Origin of the sequence: Sphingobacterium sp. 1.A.4, from assembly GCF_002734245.1 — a bacterium.
Lineage (GTDB): Bacteria > Bacteroidota > Bacteroidia > Sphingobacteriales > Sphingobacteriaceae > Sphingobacterium > Sphingobacterium tenebrionis.
The window spans coordinates 97,683-118,091 of the sequence record NZ_PEAZ01000063.1; the positions used below are offsets into that span (position 1 = coordinate 97,683).

At 41.0% G+C, this 20,409-nt stretch carries 11 protein-coding genes; 8 read left to right on the forward strand and 3 right to left on the reverse strand.

Annotated elements, in window-relative coordinates:
* Positions 1–46 precede the first annotated feature (46 nt).
* Genes CRJ00_RS10955 through tsaB form a run of 3 tightly spaced genes read left to right on the forward strand, consistent with a single transcriptional unit; the run spans position 47 to position 1,392 of the window.
* Complete coding sequence (locus tag CRJ00_RS10955) at positions 47–454, forward strand: ribonuclease P protein component (RefSeq protein ID WP_099366959.1); 408 nt, start codon at positions 47–49, stop codon at positions 452–454.
* Positions 417–671 (forward strand): membrane protein insertion efficiency factor YidD, encoded by a 255-nt coding sequence (gene yidD / locus CRJ00_RS10960; protein ID WP_099366910.1) that lies wholly within the window; start codon positions 417–419, stop codon positions 669–671. Before CRJ00_RS10955 ends, yidD begins: the two co-directional genes overlap by 38 nt.
* Before the next feature lie 7 nt (positions 672–678).
* Positions 679–1,392, forward strand: a complete 714-nt coding sequence (gene tsaB, locus CRJ00_RS10965; protein ID WP_099366911.1) for a tRNA (adenosine(37)-N6)-threonylcarbamoyltransferase complex dimerization subunit type 1 TsaB — start codon at positions 679–681, stop codon at positions 1,390–1,392.
* 2 nt (positions 1,393–1,394) lie between these two features.
* On the opposite strand, the gene CRJ00_RS10970 is transcribed toward tsaB, so the two are convergent.
* Both CRJ00_RS10970 and CRJ00_RS10975 read right to left on the reverse strand, forming a co-directional pair.
* The gene (locus tag CRJ00_RS10970) at positions 1,395–2,300 is read right to left on the reverse strand and encodes a magnesium transporter CorA family protein (RefSeq protein WP_099366912.1); all 906 of its coding nucleotides are present in this window, start codon (positions 2,298–2,300) and stop codon (positions 1,395–1,397) included.
* A 118-nt stretch (positions 2,301–2,418) separates the two neighbouring features.
* A complete protein-coding gene (locus tag CRJ00_RS10975; RefSeq protein ID WP_099366960.1) occupies positions 2,419–3,027 on the reverse strand; it encodes an OmpH family outer membrane protein in 609 nt (202 codons plus the stop codon).
* A gap of 211 nt (positions 3,028–3,238) precedes the next feature.
* Here CRJ00_RS10975 and gyrB point away from each other — a divergent pair, with 211 nt between their 5' ends.
* The 5 genes from gyrB to CRJ00_RS11000 all read left to right on the forward strand — a co-directional run bounded on the left by gyrB (position 3,239) and on the right by CRJ00_RS11000 (position 14,121).
* Positions 3,239–5,197 carry a DNA topoisomerase (ATP-hydrolyzing) subunit B gene (gene gyrB / locus CRJ00_RS10980; protein WP_099366913.1) on the forward strand — a complete coding sequence of 653 codons (1,959 nt, stop codon included), beginning with the start codon at positions 3,239–3,241 and terminating at the stop codon, positions 5,195–5,197.
* 625 nt (positions 5,198–5,822) lie between these two features.
* On the forward strand, positions 5,823–7,874 hold the full coding sequence (locus CRJ00_RS10985) for a helix-hairpin-helix domain-containing protein (protein WP_099366914.1): 2,052 nt from the start codon (positions 5,823–5,825) through the stop codon (positions 7,872–7,874).
* The gene (locus CRJ00_RS10990; RefSeq protein WP_099366915.1) at positions 7,865–9,859 is read left to right on the forward strand and encodes a ComEC/Rec2 family competence protein; all 1,995 of its coding nucleotides are present in this window, start codon (positions 7,865–7,867) and stop codon (positions 9,857–9,859) included. Before CRJ00_RS10985 ends, CRJ00_RS10990 begins: the two co-directional genes overlap by 10 nt.
* A complete protein-coding gene (locus CRJ00_RS10995; RefSeq protein ID WP_257213761.1) occupies positions 9,846–11,753 on the forward strand; it encodes a RecQ family ATP-dependent DNA helicase in 1,908 nt (635 codons plus the stop codon). The genes CRJ00_RS10990 and CRJ00_RS10995 overlap by 14 nt, the downstream gene beginning before the upstream one ends.
* A gap of 88 nt (positions 11,754–11,841) precedes the next feature.
* Positions 11,842–14,121, forward strand: a complete 2,280-nt coding sequence (locus CRJ00_RS11000; protein ID WP_099366917.1) for a sodium-translocating pyrophosphatase — start codon at positions 11,842–11,844, stop codon at positions 14,119–14,121.
* Positions 14,122–14,356: 235 nt separating this feature from the next.
* Here CRJ00_RS11000 and CRJ00_RS11005 read toward each other — a convergent pair whose 3' ends face one another.
* Positions 14,357–20,275, reverse strand: coding sequence for an alpha-2-macroglobulin family protein (locus CRJ00_RS11005; RefSeq protein ID WP_099366918.1), 5,919 nt, complete (start codon positions 20,273–20,275; stop codon positions 14,357–14,359).
* Between the last annotated feature and the right edge of the window lie 134 nt (positions 20,276–20,409).

A 20,409-nucleotide genomic window follows, 5' to 3' on the forward strand; every position in this document is an offset into this window, starting at 1 on the left:
GTGATACGTCGACCGAGCTAATTTAGCCGGCTCAATGCACATCGAGATGAAAAAATATACATTTACAAAAGAAGAACGATTATGTAGCAAAAGGTGGATCGACCATCTTTTCGATAATGGTTCTTCTTTTATTGTATATCCTTTCCGGATGGTCTATGCCCAGGCTCCTTCCGAACTCCCATATCCTGTACAAACCATCATTTCAGTTTCCAAGCGTAAGTTTAAGAAAGCGGTCGACCGCAATTATTACAAGCGTCGGATGCGCGAAGCCTATCGTTTGGAAAAGCATAATCTTTACGATTTTTTGACTGAACATTCCCTACATTTGCTCTTGACCATACAATACGTGGGCAAAGAAGATCTGCCATTTGCCGAAATGCAGGCAAAAATGAAGCAAATGCTCTTAAAATTGAAAAATGAAATTGCTAAATCTGATCTGGGAGAAGGGAATTAAGCTTCCCATCAAATGGGTATTCCTTATAATAATTAGGTTTTACCAATTGTTCATATCGCCCTTTTTAGGTGCAAGTTGTCGGTATTCGCCAACCTGCTCCCAATATGGGAAGGAAGCCATCCTGAAATATGGCCCTTTCAAAGGCGGATGGATGACGGTAAAACGGATCGCTCGTTGTAACCCATGGGGTGGTCATGGTCATGATCCTGTTCCATAATTCTACTATGTCAAACTGCTATATCCTTTCCATTGAAACTGCAACACAGGTATGTTCGGTTTCCCTATCCAATAACGGTCGTTTAGTTGATTCCGTGTTCAGCAATGAACCCAATATGCATGCTACGGCATTGACGGTCTTTATCCAAGAGCTTTTGGATAAGACAGGGCTTACTTTTCAGGATCTGGCAGCAATCTCTGTAAGCATGGGGCCGGGCTCTTATACCGGATTGCGAATAGGGGTTTCTGCGGCAAAAGGATTGTGCTATGCATTGGATATCCCTTTGATCGGAATTAATAGCTTAGAAGCGATGTTAGGTGGGTATCTGATGAATCATGAGCATGTAGGGGAGAAGCTGATGCTATGTCCCATGATTGATGCACGGAGATTGGAAGTCTACACAGCATTTTTTGATGCTGATGGAATACCTTTAACGGAAACCCATGCCCTGATCGTGGATGAACAAACCTTTGATGCGTATTTGAAGGAAGGTTTCAAGGTCGTTTTATTTGGAGCTGGTGCAGATAAGTTCAAGGAGATGTTTGCCTCCAAAGAGGGGCTCAAAATAGTAGAGGGCTTTGAATCCCATGCCTCTCAGCAAGGAAAGCAGGCCTATGATAAATTCAAACAACAGCAATTTGAGGATGTTGCTTATTTTGAACCGTATTACCTGAAGGATTTTGTGGTGACCAAGTCTAAAAAGAACCTACTTTCCTCTTAATCTTATAACCATCGTTTTCTTTTGAACCAGATATAGATCAGGGCAGAAAGCGCCATCATTACCCCAATAATAATCGGGTATCCATAGTACCATTCCAGTTCAGGCATGTATTTGAAATTCATGCCATAAACCCCTACGATAAACGTTAAAGGCATAAAAAATACGGAGATGATGGTCAGCGTACGCATGATCTCATTGGTATGGTTGGATTCGATGTTGAAATAGATGGACAGCAATTGCGCCGTGTTCTCACTGATATTTCGGTAAAGGGTATTCGTTCTGGAATAGATATCCCTTAAGTCTTGCGTATAGATGTTCTGGTATTCGGGCATATGGAAATAGTCCACGATATCCTTGTACAGGGTCAGAATGATCCGGATCAGATCTACCTGTCTTTTCAAATAGTACACTTTTCGAAGGAAAGGTTTTCTGCGGCTATGCAGGAAAACAATCTCTTCATAATTATCCAGTTTCTCGGAAAGATCGGAAATGATCAAGGTTTCGAATGATTTTAGCGAAGAAGAAACCAGGGTATTCACCAGGCTTTTGCTGGATTTCAGTTTTTTATTGGTCTTATCCAGATCGATCAATTCGGAAAGGAAATTGATTTCATTCCGATGTACCGTGATGACAAAGTCCTGCCCGTAGAATAGGGAAATTCGATTGGTGATATCCGTTAAGGTATCGGAACTTTCCGGAAAACTCTCAGCAATATTCCTAAGGATGAGGAAATGGTATTCCTCAAATTCTTCAATTTTTGGTAAATGGCCGATTTCCAGGCAATCTTTGATGGAAGCATCCTTAATGTTGTACCTTTCTTTGAGATCTGTGAAATCATCGATAGAAGGGTTGAAGATGTCGAACCAGTCGAAACCATTGTCTTCCTTGCTGAGAATCTGTTTTACCATAGTAGCGTAATAATTATCGAAAATTAGGGAGATTTAAGGATATATCAAAAAAATGGCAGCCTGTATTTTACAGACTGCCATTTTTATATCTTAAAGAAGAATTACCTCTTCCTGTGTTTTATTTCTTTGCAGGAGTTTTATCCGCATATTCTTTGTTCAACGCGTCGATCACTTCTTTGGTGATATCCATCTTTGGATCAGCATAAAGAACGGCAGGGTTGGTTTTTGAATAAGTCAATACCAATTTGTACCCTTTATCTTCAGCATGTTTCTGAAGGTATTCTGTTACTGCAGTATATACTTTAGAGAATTCTGTCTGCTCTTCCTGTCCAATGGATTGACCAGCATTCTGCTCCATACGTTGAAGGTCGCCTTGCAAACGAACCAAACGCTCTTCAGTTGCCTGACGTTCCGTTGCGCTCATGCCTTGACCTTTTTGTTGGTATTCTGCTACTTCTCTTTGGTAAGCTTGTCCTTTTGCCTGGAAATCAGCTTGTGCTTTTTTGAATTTCGCTTCTAATCTAGCGCGTACATCTTTGTAGTACGTGTATTTTTCAGATAAAGAATCTGAATTTACATAAACGATCTTCTCATCTTGGGCAGTGGTTGGGGTTGTTGTTGCTGCTGTAGTGGAAGCAGTATTGTTATCTTTTTTTGCTTCTTGGTTACAGGAAACGATTGCTGCAGTGGCAACAAGACCTAAGGTCAATTTTACTAATTTATTCATTCTTTTCTTGTATTTCGATTTTCTGAAGAACAAACCTAAGATAAAAAAATGAAATTTTACCATAAATGCATGAAAAGCTCGTAAATAATGGCTTGGATGAGGATGTTTTTGGGATAGTACCCGAGCGTATTTTTAAGCGTTTTATGTTTGATTATTAAGGTAATTTTTCGTATTTTTGAAAGTTAATCAACAGTAATATTAATTCATTTTCATGAGCGAAGAAAACAAAAAACCTTCAACGTATTCAGCGGATAATATCCAGGTTTTAGAGGGATTAGAAGCGGTACGTAAGCGTCCATCTATGTATATTGGTGATACGGGAGTAAAGGGTCTGCATCACCTGGTTTATGAAGTAGTCGATAACTCAATTGACGAAGCTGTTGCCGGTTATTGCGATGACATCGTTGTAACTATCCAAAAAGACAACTCTGTTTCGGTAAAAGATAATGGTCGTGGTATCCCTACAGGTATCAACAAAAAAGAGAATAAATCGGCATTAGAGCTGGTTATGACGGTATTGCACGCCGGTGGTAAATTCGATAAGGATACGTATAAGGTATCTGGAGGTTTGCACGGTGTGGGGGTTTCCTGTGTGAATGCCCTGTCGACCTTATTGCGTGCAGAAGTTCATCGTGAGGGTAAGATCTTTGTGCAGGAGTATGCACAGGGTAAGCCTCAGTTTGATGTGAAGGAGATTGGTGAGAGTGATAAAACAGGAACTATTGTAACATTCCATCCGGATCCGGAGATCTTTACAACAACCATCGTCTATAACTATGATACCTTAGCAAACCGTTTGAGAGAGCTTTCTTTCTTGAACAAAGGGATTCGATTGACATTGATCGACGAGCGTGAGGTATTGGAGGATGGTTCTTTCCGCCAGAATATCTTTTTCTCAGAAGGTGGACTGCAGGAGTTCGTGAAGTTCTTGGATGGCAATCGCCATGCCTTGATCCCTGAACCGATCTATGTAGAAGGAATCAAACAAGGTATTCCCGTAGAGCTTGCTTTACAATACAACGATACATATGCGGAGAATGTACATTCTTATGTAAATAACATCAATACCATCGAAGGTGGTTCTCACGTAGCTGGTTTCCGTAGAGGTTTGACCAGAACATTGAAGAAATATGCCGATGATTCAGGTTTATTGAAGAACTTAAAAGTAGAGATTACAGGTGATGACTTCCGTGAGGGATTGACTGCGGTAATTTCTGTTAAAGTTGCTGAACCTCAGTTCGAGGGGCAAACAAAAACCAAATTGGGTAACTCGGAAGTAATGGGTGCAGTGGATGTTGCCGTTGGTGAGATCTTAAGTGCTTATTTGGAGGAGAACCCGAGAGAGGCAAAACAGATCGTACAGAAAGTGATCATTGCTGCCCAAGCACGTGCTGCGGCTCGTAAAGCCCGTGAGTTGGTTCAACGTAAAACGGTTATGGGAGGTTCTGGTTTACCTGGTAAATTGGCCGACTGTTCGGATAATGATCCAGCGAGCTGTGAGATTTTCTTCGTCGAGGGGGATTCTGCGGGTGGTACGGCTAAGCAAGGTCGCGACCGTAGAACGCAGGCGATCATGCCTTTGAGAGGTAAGATCCTAAACGTGGAAAAGGCTATGGAACATAAGATCTATGAAAACGAAGAGATCAAGAATATGTTCACGGCATTAGGGGTTAGTATTGGTACCGCCGAGGATTCCAAAGCATTGAATACCGACAAACTTCGTTACCACAAGATCATTATTATGACGGATGCCGATGTCGATGGATCGCACATTGCGACTTTATTGTTGACATTCTATTTCCGTTATATGAAGGAGTTGATTGAGCGTGGATATGTTTATATCGCTACTCCTCCTTTGTATTTGGTGAAGAAAGGTAAGGATTTCCAATATGCATGGACAGAAGATCAGCGTTTGGCCGCTATTCAACGGTTAAAAGGTGCGGGTAAAGAGGATAGTGTTCATGTGCAAAGGTATAAAGGTCTTGGTGAGATGAACGCGGAGCAATTATGGGATACTACGATGGATCCGGATAAACGTACCTTGCGCCAGGTGACGATTGAGAACGCTGCGGAATGTGATCGTATTTTCTCGATGTTGATGGGTGATGAAGTTGCTCCTCGTAGGGAGTTTATCGAAGCGAACGCGAGATATGCGAAGATTGATATTTAATTGGTAGATATTAGATGATAGATATTAGACGATAGATATTAGATGATAGATATTAGCGTGAAATATTTGAGAAGGGCAGTTCATTTTGAACTGCCTTTTTATTTGGAGGAATTTTAGCTTAGGGTAGCCCGCGTCATTGCGAGGAGGTACGACGAAGCAATCTTCCCGTATGTCATGGTGAGCGGAGTCGAACCATCTGTTCGTATGTAATCGTAGAGATCCTTCGACTGCGCTCAGGATGACAAAGTCCAAAGATTGCTTCGTTCCTCGCAATGACGCCTTTCCTCGCTATGACGCCTTACCTCGCAAAGACGGGGAAAATGGCATGAAAAATGCCGTTTCCTTATCAAAAAAGTAACCTAACCTATGAGTTTCGCTATAAAATCATGGTTAAAGCATGCTTTAACCGTGTTTTTATATATCAAACATACATTTTACATACTTTTACATTACTTTCACCTTACTTTCAGGTCGAAGCAAACTTGGCTTCATAACAACCAAATAACAACCAAATAACAATCCAATAACAGCGAAATAATAACCTAATAACAACCCAATAATATCCCAATAATATATTTATAGCATATTGATTTTAAATATTTTACATAAATAAAAACATCAAATTATGCGTCGATATCTCCTCTTTCTTTTTCTCCTCATAACCTTTATCCCCAACCTCTCCAATGCCCAAACCGAAGAAAGAATTCTAGAAGAAATATCCTTATCCGCTTCCGATCCTGATGTCTTCACCGAAGATCTTACTGCACAGCTCGAACTCCTAAAGCCTCTCCAAAAAAATCCACTCAACCTCAATATCATCTCCGAAGAGGAGCTCCAACAACTCTTCTTCCTCTCCGCCAACCAAATCAATCAATTCTTCCTCCACCGACAAAAATCAGGTTTTTTCATTTCCGTTAATGAACTACAGGTAATCCCTGGATTTACCCCGGAAGTGATCATACAAATGCTTCCCTATATCACTGTAAAATCAAGCAATACCTTAAAAATATCCGAACTCCGTAAAAAATCACTCGATAACTCTGCCTGGTCCATGTTCACTTATTCCAGGACCCTACAACCCGCTAAGGGCTACCAAATAAAAGATCCTGAACGGTCAAAATATCAGGGCAGTCCAGATCGTTTATTGGTTAGATTTCGATGGAGCCACCAGGATAAACTCCTCTTTACCCTTAACATGAAAAAAGATCCAGGAGAACCATTTTTCGCCGCTAAACAACGATATGGATTCGATTATTATGCAGGTTCTATATATTACCGAAACATTAAACAAGCAAAACATCTTATCCTCGGAGATTTTCATGTGCAGCTTGGGCAAGGGCTTATGGTCTGGACTGGCCCGCAATTTGGGAATCGCAATGCCATAGCTCCGATCCTCCAACAACCCATAGGCATCAGACCCCATACAGGCATGACCGAAAGCCGGTTCTTCCGGGGAATTGCAGCATCCTTTAGAAAAAAGAATTTTCAATTCATCCCTTTCCTATCCTACAAAAAAGAAACAGCGACCTTACAACACTTACCAGAGAAAGGTTGGGTAGTGACCTCCATCAATTACAGTGGCCTCCATCGTACACCCTCTGAACAAAGAAATCGACAGACTACAGGAATTTTCAACGCCGGAACTTCCATGCATTGGTCAAACCTGAACTGGAAATTAGGTCTGGGCTATCTGTACCATCAATTGCAATACCCTTTACAACCACGACCAACCTATTATAATCAATATCGATTCAGGGGAACCACCCTCCATCAGTTGAATGCCCATTATCAATACAGCTTTTATAATCTGCTGTTGTATGGAGAAACCGCCCATAGCTTATCTTCGGGTTGGGCAAATTATCACGGTCTAACAGCCAGTCTTGGTCGAAAGTTTTCCTTCAATATCCGATATCGACATTATCAACCCAATTATCAGCAATTCTTTGCACAATCTTTCCAAGCACAAAGTAATCTAGGAAATGAACAAGGAGCTTATTTGAGCTTAGCCTATCATCCTTCCCGGAAATTTGATTGGATAGCCAGTTTCGATTATGTTCAATTCGAGAAACCAAGGTATCGGGTTAGATTACCTTCGGAAGGTTGGCTGTTCCAGTCCCAAATGAGCTATATCTGGTATAAAAAGGGATATTTAAGACTCCGATATCAGTATAAATGGTTCCAAGAGAATTTTCCAGCGGAAAGTAAACTGCAAAGTAGGATAGCCAACGTCTTGAGGCTTCAATTAAGGTTGAATTTTCAATATAAACTGACAGACAGTTGGATGCTCAATAATCAAGTAGAAGGAAGGCATTTTGCCAAAGATGCCGCTTATCCTAAAAGAGGATTTTTAGCACTTCAAGATCTGATCTGGAAAAACCCGGGAAATCCACTTTCTGCAAACCTGAGGCTTGCCTGGTTCAATGTGGATAGTTATGATGCAAGAATCTATACCTACGAAAGGGATGTTTTGTATGCATTTTCCTTTCCATCATTTTTTCGTAATGGCATCAGGACCTATGCAAATATAAAATACCGTATTGGAAAGTCTTTGGAGTTCTGGGGAAAGGCTGCTCACACCCATAATTTTGGGATTGATGAAATGGGATCGGGATTAGATCTCATTGCGGGAAATCAACGGACAGATATCAGGTTCCAGATCCGGTATTCATGGAATTAGATAAAATAGTTTTAGGGAAATACATATTCGTATTCCTGTTCTTTTTCTTGGTTTTAGGATATGTAATAGCCCAGTACATAACTTGGTCCAGCCCTCTTGTCTTAATTTTATGGATAATAGGATTATCTGTTTTGATGATCTATCACTCCCGAATAATCCAAAACCATTATAAAGCAAATGCCTGGATAATAGCTTTATTGCTCACTATTTTTTCCTTGTTGAACATGCATCAACATTTGCCAGACACAAGGTTGAAAATGGGGAAAGATCAACAGGTTTTGGCGAAGTTAATTTCTGAACCTAAAATTACGAAGCGACAGATACGCATGGAAATAATGATCTTTGAAATTCAAGGGCAATCCATAAAACCTTCCAAAACCCTAGCCGTTTTATGGAAGGATAGTCTTTCAAGTTTCCCTTTTCATTTAGGGGACCAAATAAGCTTTAAAGCGCATTTAAAACCCATAAAACCAGCCTATAATCCACATCAGTTTGATTATAAATCTTATTTAAAAAGTAAGGGGGTCTATGTTCAAAGTGAGGGGAAGGCCGAAGAAGTCAAGCTGATAAAAAGACACACAGGTTGGGATTTTTCCTACTGGGCAAGAAAACAACAACTGCATTTTGCTGATAAATTCAACACCTTGATGCAAGATATAGAAGCTTTTCAGATAGCTTCGGCCATTGTCTTTGGGTATCGAACAGATTTCTCGGAAGAGATTACCCAAACCTTCGCCAATACCGGAACGATCCATATCCTAAGTGTATCAGGGTATCATGTGATGCTGGTATTCTGGTTTTTAAATTTCATCCTTAAAAACTTTGATACCTACTTAGGAGGTCCTGCTTGTAGGTATATGCTCGTCTTGATCATTATATGGCTCTATGCAGCCATATGTGGCTTTGCACCGCCTATCCAACGAGCAGCTTTGATGATCAGTATTTTTATCATTGGTCAATGGCTGCATCGTTTCCAATTTTCTGTTAATTCATTGGCGGCCTCCGCCTTTATATTGCTCTGCTTTGATCCACATATGCTCTTTGATATCGGTTTTCAACTGTCGTACTTGGCCGTGTTAGGATTGATCCTATTCACTCCCTTTTTTAAAAGCCTGATGAATCATGATAAAAGCATTTTTAAGAAAATGATATCCTTGCTTGCCGTTTCCTTATCCGCACAATTGATCACTACGCCGCTTGCCTTATTCTATTTCCATCAGTTTCCAACTTACTTTTTGCCCGCCAATGTGCTTTTTACACTTCCTTCCAGCATGATGGTTATGGTTGGCGGTATTTTGATGTTAAGTCCATTTCAAGGTATCAATACTTACTTCGCTATGTTATTGGAAAACATCATCACGTACAGTTATTCCATGCTTACCTGGTTGGATAGCTTACCAGGTTCAATTATAAAAGGAGTTCAAATGGATGGATATGCCTTAGTAATAAGTTATTTAGCCTTGCTTTTATTAAGTGTCACCTATTATTTCAGACAAATTAAATCCCTGTTTCTTTGTCTCCTAATGTCTTGCTTGCTGGTTGGTTGGGGTGTTTGGAAGACCTTTTCCAAGCAACACTTTAACGGGATAAGATTATATAATGTGCAGAAGGAAATTGCTTTTGCCATTATAAATAATGGCCATGTTTCGTTGTTTAGCAGTATGGATTCCATACAGGACAAAAGATTGAAATATGCCGTTTGGCCAGATATGGAAAAGTTTAAAGCCTTGGATGAGATCCAGTTTGTCCGATTAGAGAACAGGATGGAAGGAAGCATAAGCTTCCAGGGGAAGTTATGTTTAATCAGGAACAACAAACTTCCTAAACAGCTAAATACTACTGAAACCTGGATTTTTGATGCATCCAATACGGAGCGTTTTATCCAGGAATCCATCGCTTTATTGGATGCCAAAAAGCAGCCCTACTATATTTTGAAGGATAATTTTGCGTATGTTTGGGAGAATAAGGCACATGGAAAAGACTAGTCTGGAAATATTAAAGCAGTATTGGGGATACGATCGGTTTCGGCCTTTGCAGGAAGCCATCATCCATGATGTATTATTAGGAAAGGACACCTTAGGCTTGATGCCAACCGGTGGAGGAAAGTCCCTTTGTTTTCAGGTTCCAAGCCTGCAGATGGAGGGTATATGTATCGTTATTTCTCCTTTGATCGCGCTGATGAAAGATCAAGTCGAGAACTTGCGTAAAAGAGATATTCCTGCCATTGCCATCTTTTCAGGAATGAGTTACCGTGAGGTGGACATTGCGTTGGACAACTGCATCTTCGGAAACATCAAATTCCTTTATCTGGCACCAGAAAGGCTCTATTCAGATCTTATACAGGAGCGGATCAGGCATATGAAGGTCAATCTCTTTGCCATCGATGAAGCACATTGTATTTCCCAATGGGGCTATGACTTCAGGCCACCTTACCTTGAATTATCCAAACTCCGTGAACTCCAACCTAATGTTCCTTTCTTGGCATTAACGGCCACGGCCACACCCAAGGTGGTAGAGGATATCCAAGAAAAGCTAGGATTTCGAGAACGGAATGAATACCGGATGAGTTTCCGAAGGGAGAACCTAGGTTATATGGTTTTTGATGAGGAGAACAAAATGAACCGAATGTTGCGTGTCATCAAGAAGATGGGAGGCTCAGGGGTAATCTATGTAAGGAATAGGCGGGAAACACAGGAGGTAGCTAGGTTTTTGCTCAACCACGGGGTACCAGCTGATTTTTACCATGCTGGGCTTGATATGCCTAGCAGGATGAAGAAACAGGAAGCCTGGACAAATAACCAAGTCCGGGTGATTGTTGCCACCAATGCCTTCGGCATGGGAATCGATAAGCCCGATGTTCGCTTCGTTGTCCATTTGGATTTACCGGATTCCTTGGAAGCCTATTATCAAGAAGCCGGAAGGGCCGGAAGGGATGGCAAAAAAGCATTCCCGGTATTGCTCTATCAACAAGCTGATAGGGATAACCTTTGGCTAAATATCGAAAATGATTTTCCGGATGTTAAATTTATCCAACAGGTATATCATTATCTCTGCAATTATTTCCAGATAGCCTATGGTGCTGGAAAGGGGCTGGTCTATGATTTTGACCTCGTTGAATTTGCCAAAAAATATAAACTGGAGGTTCTAAAGACCATCAGTGCCCTCAAATTTCTGGAAAGGGACCGGTGGTTGAGTTTGAGTGAGTCGGTATATATTCCTGCTCGATTTAAATTTGAAGTGGACTTTCAGGAACTCTATAAATTCCAAGTGCATAGCGCTTTTTTCGACCCATTAATAAAAGCTATCCAGCGTCTCTATGGAGGGGTATATGATTATTTAGTGCCCATCAACGAGTTTGAATTGGCAAAGCTGATCAAAAAGCCTTATGAGGAAGTCGTTAAGATGCTGACCATGATGCAGACCCAGGAAATCGCGACTTATCTTCCCAAAACTGATGCGCCACAATTGGAATTCCTGCAGGCCAGGGTAGATTATAAAAACCTCTACATCGATACCCAGTTTATTGCGATGCGAAAGGCCTATAAGCAGGAGCAGGTAAAGGCCATCTACCAATACCTGGCCGAAAAGCATTGTCGAAGTTTGGCTATTCAACGTTATTTTGGGGAGGAAAGCGAAGAGGTATGTGGCGCCTGCGACCTCTGCCTTACCCGCGATTTTAAAACCAACGAGTCCGAAAAAATAGCCTTGGAAATCCAGCAACTTTTGATCGCAAAGCCCATGTATCTGCATGAATTGATCGAAGCCTTACAGATTGGCAAGGAGGAACTCCGCCTGCAGACCTTGCGCAGCCTACTGGACCAGCAGAAAGTCCTCCTTCAGGACGGGTTGTATTCTTGGAATGGTCTATTATACCGATAATCAATAAGTTATTTATACGGTGTTCTGGTTATTGCTTCTTTATTTGATAAAAAAAATGATAAATTAGTGATAACCAAATAAACTTTCTATGGAACAATTTATTATCTATTTACCAGCAGTCTTGGCTGTTTTGGGTCTACTCTTCATGCTGGTTAAGTCCGGATGGGTAAACAAACAGGATGCAGGCGATGGCCACATGCAAACCATTTCCAAGAGCATCAAAGAAGGAGCGATGGCTTTCCTAAAAGCAGAATATCGTATCCTATTGATCTTTGTTGTCATCGCATCCGTTGCGCTTTTCTTTGTATCCACCTTGGTGGAAACCACGCATTGGATCATTGTGGTAGCTTTTATTTTTGGTGCCTTTTTTTCTGCCCTTGCCGGAAATATCGGTATGCGGATCGCTACGAGCGCCAATGTAAGAACCACGCAGGCCGCTAGAACGAGCCTACCTCAGGCCTTAAAAGTTTCCTTTTCGGGAGGTACCGTAATGGGGTTGGGCGTTGCAGGATTGGCTGTTCTCGGTTTGAGTATCTTCTTTCTTTTGTTTCTAAAAATGTTTGTGACCAATGGTGGTGATTTCGTTCATGAAATGACCATTGTATTGGAAGCCTTGGCTGGATTTTCCCTAGGGGCGGAATCCATTGCCTTATTTGCACGTGTTGGAGGTGGTATTTACACCAAAGCAGCAGATGTGGGGGCAGACCTTGTGGGAAAGGTGGAGGCCGGTATTCCAGAGGATGATCCTCGGAATCCAGCTACCATTGCTGATAACGTAGGCGATAATGTGGGCGATGTGGCCGGGATGGGAGCGGATCTATTTGGCTCTTATGTGGCAACGGTTCTAGCATCTATGGTGCTGGGAAATTATATTATCCGAGATATGTCGGAAGCTTCGGGTACCGCATATACGGATGCTTTTAACGGTATGGGACCAATATTACTACCAATCGTCATTGCGGGAGTTGGTATTTTGGCATCCATACTTGGAACCTTCCTGGTGAAGATTTCCAATAACGACGCCAAGGAGGCGCAGGTTCAGCGAGCCTTGAACATGGGTAACTGGACTTCCATCATTTTAACGGTGATATCCTGTTATTTCCTGATCCAATATATGCTTCCTGAAACCATTCAGATGAAGTTCTTCGGAGAAGGTTTTAAGGAAATATCTCGCATGAATGTGTTCTATTCAACGATTGTTGGATTGGCTGTTGGGGGATTGATCTCTTCTTTTACGGAATATTATACAGGTCTTGGTAAGAAACCGGTTCTGAATATTGTGCAGAACTCCTCCACAGGAGCAGCAACTAATATCATTGCTGGTTTAGCAACTGGGATGAAATCTACTTTTTCTTCGGTATTGTTATTTGCTTTGGCGATTTGGGGATCTTATACCTTGGCGGGTTTTTATGGGGTTGCGATTGCTGCATCTGCGATGATGGCGACGACGGCTATGCAATTGGCCATTGATGCTTTTGGGCCTATTGCGGATAATGCCGGTGGTATTGCAGAGATGAGCGAATTGCCAAAAGAAGTGCGCCAGCGTACCGATGTATTGGATTCGGTGGGGAATACCACAGCTGCGGTTGGTAAGGGTTTTGCTATTGCCTCGGCAGCTTTGACCGCATTGGCTTTGTTTGCAGCCTATGTGACTTTTACGGGTATCGATGGCATCAATATTTTTAAAGCGGATGTATTGGCCGCTTTATTCATTGGCGGTATGATACCGGTGGTGTTTTCGGCTTTGGCAATGCAATCTGTTGGTAAGGCAGCGATGGATATGGTGAATGAGGTAAGAAGGCAATTCCGGGAGATTCCAGGGATCTTGGAAGGTACTGGGAAGCCTGAATATGGGAAGTGTGTGGATATTTCTACAAAAGCGGCTTTAAGGGAGATGATGTTGCCTGGGGCAATTACGATTATTACACCGATTATTGTAGGGTTTGTGATGGGAGCAGAGGCGCTGGGTGCTTACATGGCTGGTGTTGCGGTATCAGGGGTGTTGTGGGCAATCTTTCAGAATAATGCAGGAGGTGCTTGGGATAACGCGAAGAAGTCTTTTGAAGCAGGGGTGATGATCAATGGGGAGATGACTTTTAAAGGTTCTGAGGCGCATAAAGCGGCAGTTACGGGGGATACGGTAGGGGATCCTTTTAAGGATACTTCTGGACCGTCTATGAATATTTTGATTAAGTTGACTTGTTTGGTGGGTTTGGTGATTGCACCGATATTAGGGGGACATCATTTGAAGGAAATGAGTAAGAAGGAAAAGGCGGGGGATAAGCAGGAGATGGTTAGTAAGGTGGGTAAGCAGGAGTTGGTTAGTAAGGTGGGTAAGCAGGAATTGGTTAGTAAAGTGAGTAAATAACCCGTCATTGCGATAATCTACGTCATTGCGAGGAGGCACGACGAAGCAATCTTTGAACTCTGTCATCCTGAGTATCGTCGAAGGATCTGTACGCTGATAAACGAACAGATGGTTCGACTACGCTCACCATGACATATCGAAAGATTGCTTCGTACCTCGCAATGACGCGGTTTTATTAGCTTGCGTACCTCGCAATGACGTGGCTCTCGCAATGACGGGGTTTCTACTTAAAGTTCTACTTAACAATACTCATTTCCACATTCTCTGATCTCGCGTTAACCGTCGGATCATACATACATTCCAACGTCGTGATCCCCGAATTAAACCTTCCCAGATTATTTGCCTTCACCTCATACTCATAAGTAAACTTCCCTTTACCCAATCTATCAAAGAAATAATTTGTCGAAGCATCCTTCATCGTAAAATAAAACCTCTCCCAATACCTATACCCCGAAGGTTGATACACCGGTTCCACGCCAGAAGGTCTACTATCCTTCAAATGCACATATTGCAAAGGCTTATCATTTATCACCGTAATTCTCACCTTAATCTTCTCACCAAGAACAGCCTGATTACTCAGCACCCATTTCCCTTCCCTTTCCACCAAGTATTCCTTGCTAACCTTAATCTCGTTCGTACTGCTCTTTACATCCTCCACCGGCACAAAATATTGATGATAAATTCCACCAAAAATATTCCGAACATTATTGTTTTTCACCGAAAACCGTGTATCCTGTTTAAGTTCCTCCTTTGGAATTACCTTGGATGCCTGACCCAAAACTTTATCATCCATAGCCAGTTCATTTCCATTCATCCGCACCAACACCGTATTCTCCAACGAAAAGTCCTTCGGATTATTTGCCAATAATATCGCATAGATCGCATCCACCGTCATCCAGGTACTGTACCAATAATTAGTTTCCTTTTTATAGAAGAACCACTGACTGATCGGCATCAATTTGATTGGATCATGCATTTTATAAGCTTCCAAAACATAAGCCTGCATCGAGATGCCATTGTAATATTTTTCATTACTCTCCCAATACATTCCTTTCAGTTCATCCAAGATCACCTCCTGCTGCAGCCTATTTCTGATCTCTGTCGATTCTTTGCCAGTTCCGAACAATTGGTTCACAATCCATGCTTTTGCCGCAACACCTGCAGGTCTATTCGCTGTCAACAATGGCGCTATAGCCACTTTACTCTTCAATTTCGCTTTAATAGCCTCCGAAATAGGGAACTCAGCAGACCAATACCTTCTTGCATAGAGATAATCCAAGGCCGTACTTTCAGAAGCCTTAGCTCCAAATACAGCACTTGTTGTATCCAAATAACTGGTTAGTTTTGGAAGGATGCCTTTCATATCTTTACTGATCAAGCTCTTGTCCAGGGTCAATGTCTTACCCATGATCTCCAGGATCCGGATGGAAATATAAGGATCCGCTTTGCCACCATCAAACCAAGGGAACCCACCTTCACGGGTCTGATTCTTGACGATCTTCTCCTCGATCGCCTTTAGCTCTGACGGAAAGTTCGAACGGAATAATTTGGCCAATTCCTGCAATTTCTTGCCATCATTTTCAATGGACTTCAACCAAGGCATTTCCTCCAGTTTGAAACTGATCAACTCTGCATTGGATTCCATTTTAGTTTGTTTTTCCTCCGTATTCAGTTTTCTGAAATAATCGGAAATTGCTGGATAGCTCTTGTCGACATATTGCAGTACTTTAAGGGCAAACCATTTGCTTGTCAATTGCTCTGTACATTCATATGGATAATTCTTCAGGTAATCCAATGCCGAAATAATCTCCAGAATAGGATTGCTTTGGATCTGAACCTTAGCCTGTACATTTTCCTTACCAGCTATTTTGATCAAGTATTCCTTTTCTTGATCCGGTTTCAGCATGATCTTCTCCGAATCGGTTATCAGCACCTTATTGGTCAGGATCGGAACCTCAGAGAGTTCACCATCTGAGAATTCATCTGTTCCTGCAATCACTTTGATCTGAACCGTAGGATAACCAGCAGGTATTTTTAAGGTCCATTCTATTAATCCATGCGTATTTTCTTGGGTTTCAAATCGGGTTATCGCTTTTTCACCAATAAATTTATTGCTGATCACCTCATTGTTTTCCGGGTTAATGATCTCGATCTTTGCCGTTCCTGAAAGTGCTTTCTTACTCAGGTTTTGGATCTGTGTTTTGATCACAATTTCATCTCCTTCCCGGAAGTAACGTGGTAGATTCGGTCGCACCATCAATTGTTTCTGGGTTTGGGTATAGAAGGTAGCAGATCCAGCATTCAATTCCTTGTCATGGGCAAATAACTGCAATTTCCATTTGGTCAATGCTTCCGGCGAATCAAATTCAAAGGAAACATTTCCCTCAGCATCCGTGTAAAGGGTAGGGAAGAAGAAGGCCGTTTCCTGAAGATTGGTTCGGGCCTTTACATCCGATAATTGCTCATTCGCCTGTTTACCGAGCCTACTGGTTAGAATAATAACACCATTTGCCCCCTTCGATCCATACAGAGCAGTCGCTTCTGCATCTTTTAATACCTTAAAATCCGCAATTTCATCCTTATTGAAACTATTGAACTCTTCTTGACTAACAATTTCGCCATCGATGACATATAGGGGATCATTAGTATTTAAAGAGGATGTTCCGCGGAGCATTAAACTTGGTGATGCATTCACTCCTGCTACTTTCCCAGCTGCAGTCACAGTAACTACTTCCTCGATGACTTGACGACGTGAGGATTCGTGAACTCCATCCGAGTAGGCGAAATCATAAACTTTATTTTCTCCCCAATATGGCGTAATCCAAAGACCATAATTTTTAATACTTGGGAATTCGGTACCTTTTGTATTCCTTACTTTAAAGTTCCTAAATAGGGAGTAAGAACCACTCGATGCATAAAAATTGCCATACATATGGTGGTAATAATAGGGTTGGAAATATGGATATTGCTTGGAAAGGGATGAGCTGAAATAATTACCCTGGAAAACATCCAAGGAAGCATCATACATACTGGCCAATACTTCCGCCTGCATCTTCTCCTCTTTTTTAGTGATGGTAAAACTCCATTTTTCTTTTTGTCCAGGCGTTATCTTATCCCGGAAAGTTTGGGTCTTGATCTCCACCGACTGGTTTTCCCTTTCAATTGGGATGTGGATAGGTAAGGACGACAATTTGTTGTCGAAGATCAACATAGCATGGAACTGCATATTATTGTTCAGCTGTTCTTCGGTAATCTTGAATTTATAGATAATTTTCCCATTATTCCAGGACAATACCTGCAAAGGAAGTTTTCGGTTTCCAATCTGACTGAATAAATAAAGACTCTTTGCTTCTTTTAGATCCGTAAATAGTTGTAGAGTCACTTCATCACCCTCTTTATAACTCGGCTTATCTAAGGTATAGGTTAGGAATTCAGAATTAAGACTTTTTCCAGTTGCTTTATCAAATACACTTACCAGGGCTTGTGCTCGGATACTATCCCGGCCTTGAATGGATAAAGCTTTGATGAAATATCTTCCACGTCCAAATAGATTAGAATCTATTCTAACCAAGGTGGTATCCCGAGTATCGAAAGAATAGCTTTTGATCAGTTCTGATTTTTGATCCCCAATAAATACATCATCAAATATGGTCGGGAAATATTTTTTATATTCCGAATTGGAAAATAAATGAAAGTCTACATCCCTAAAATAACTCCGCATGTGTTCCGGAACCACAACAGTAGGGTCTTTTATTTTCAAGATCTGTACATCGCCAGCAAATTTCAGGGGTTGATTATTGTTATTTAAGGTGTGGACCTGGATGGAAGACCATTTATATTCTTCTACATTCCTTGGCGTTTGAATTTGTATCCGCCATGGTTTATCACTGTATTGATAACTGGAAGCTGCCGATTGCATTTCACCATTCTGATTGACTACCTCCACCTCATAATTCAGTCTGAAATCGGTAAATGTTTGGAAGGTGGAATCCATCAATGGAACTTTGATGGTAAATTTTCCAAGTTCATTGGTCGTCGTAGTCGAATCGACAAAAAGACCATTTTTATACTGCTTACCCCGAGCGCTATAGTTTACTTTATAATGTACACTTGCGCCGACCAAAGGCGCACCATTTAAAGACATGGCTTGACCTTGGAATATGGCCGTATCTTTTTTGGTATAGGTTTCTTTATTGGTTTCCAGCTTAACCTCAAAGGTAGGTCGTTTATACTCCTCTACCCGAAAGCTTATTTCGCCAATCTGCAGCTCCTTCTGTTGAAAGGATAATCTAAATCGACCAGCCAATATGGGGCTTGGTAGGTTGAATTCTCCATGAATGGATCCATAAGCATTGCTTGTCAGTTCCAATGAGTCAATTTTTCTGAAATTTACATCATGTAAATAGACCTTGATTTTCTGATCGGCCAATACCCTGCCTTTCAGATAGTGATCATTGTAGATGATTCCTTTGAAGTATAAAGGTTGGCCGGGTCTATAGATGCCGCGGTCTAACATGGCATTTATCCTGACTTCACCCTCTATTTCTTCTTTTTCTTGATCGTATCGGACATGATCAGCTGTTTCCGGAAACTCCGATAGATCTATAAATTGATTTTCATCAGCTAAATAAATATAATAATCATTAATATCCGTGATGTCTTTCTTTTCGTTTGTTTTGAAATGATAGAAACCTCTTTGGTCTGTTTTTATCTTCTGGATTAATTTCAGAGGATTTTTATCATAGAATTCGTAGAGGCTGAATGTTTTGTTTGCATAGGGTTGCCCGGTCCTTCTGTTGATGAATAAAGTATGATACTCTTCGTTGTTTTCATTTTCTTTTTCGAAGGTTGCCGAAAAGAAGAAATCAGTGATATAGAAATTATTGATACTTACCTTTTGGAATTTATCATCATCCTTAAACGCTGCGTTATTGGAGATCAAGATGGTATAATGGCCATACGGAAGGGGATTAATTTTATAGATGGTGCGCTTAGATTCTCCAACTGCTAGGTCTTTTATGGGTATGACTTCCTCATAGGCCAGAGGTGCATCTAAGCTGTTCACGAAGGTCGTACTATCATATTTTACTGTAAATTTTTTCAGTTCCTTCGGATGGTTGGTTGTGCGATAGACTCGGATATAAAGGTTGTCTACATTCCTCAGTCTTAAACTAATCGGTAAATAGGAATTCTGCAACTGAAACTCCTTCATATCCATTCCTATTTCTACTCTTTTAATGTCCTCATTCAGGTTTTTTGCATTATTTAGCCAAGGAGAATTAGGGTAATTTTTTTCAGCTTCTTCAACCAAGGCTAGGGCTTCCTTCTTGTTTCCCATATAAAAATGTTTATATGCCATCTGATAAAGCAAATAAGCATTATAATCACTTGGATAGGTTTTCATGATATCCCGTAATGTTTGGAAGTAGAGGAGGTTGTTATTTGCTTTTATGGTTGGATTTTGGGAAGCAAAAAAAGTGGCGGAAATTTTATAGTCTTCGTTTTTATTTAAGGCCATGATTTCCTGATGAAGATTTTGATAAGCACTTTTATAGCTGACCATATCTTTTTTTAGAAAGGATAGGTAATTGATGCTTAGATAATGGAATAGGGTAGGTGTGAGTTGTATATTATTAAGATCCGAAAACATGGAACTCCATTTCTCTGTTTTTTCTTTTTTTAATCTGAGTTTGTTTGTTAAAGAGAGCTTATAAAGGGAATCGATTATATCCCATTTTTGATTATGGTCTGCCGCTACAAATTTGTTGCTCGAATTGCTGAGGTACCTGTGTAGGTTGTTTTCGAGGAAGGAGGCATAAAAATTATAGAGTATATCTTTTACCAAGGGTTTGGCGCTGGAGATGTTATTCTGGAAAAGCCGGTCGATTTTTTCGAATTGGTTATCGTCGTTGGTATTAACAGTTGCGACTTGGGTTTCTGCCAAAAAGGCTCTTAACCAGAGGGCGTCATCTTTTCTTTTTAGGGATTCAGCTTTTATTCTTGCGAGCAAGGGTAAGGCTTGTTCGTAATTTTTTATGCTGAATAGACGATCTACTTCCAACCATGTTTTAGTAAGATCGGTTGTTTGTGGAGAGATTTGTCCTATGGAAAATAAAGGGATGAATAGGAGGAGAATCCAGAGTGCTTTTTTCATAATGGTGTTGGTAAGTTGATGAATGCCATATGTTTTTATTCATCTGATGCAAGATAATATAGATTTCCATAATGGTGGGGTAAAAAAATATTTTATTTTGTTTATTTCCACGTCATTGCGAGGAGGCACGAGGA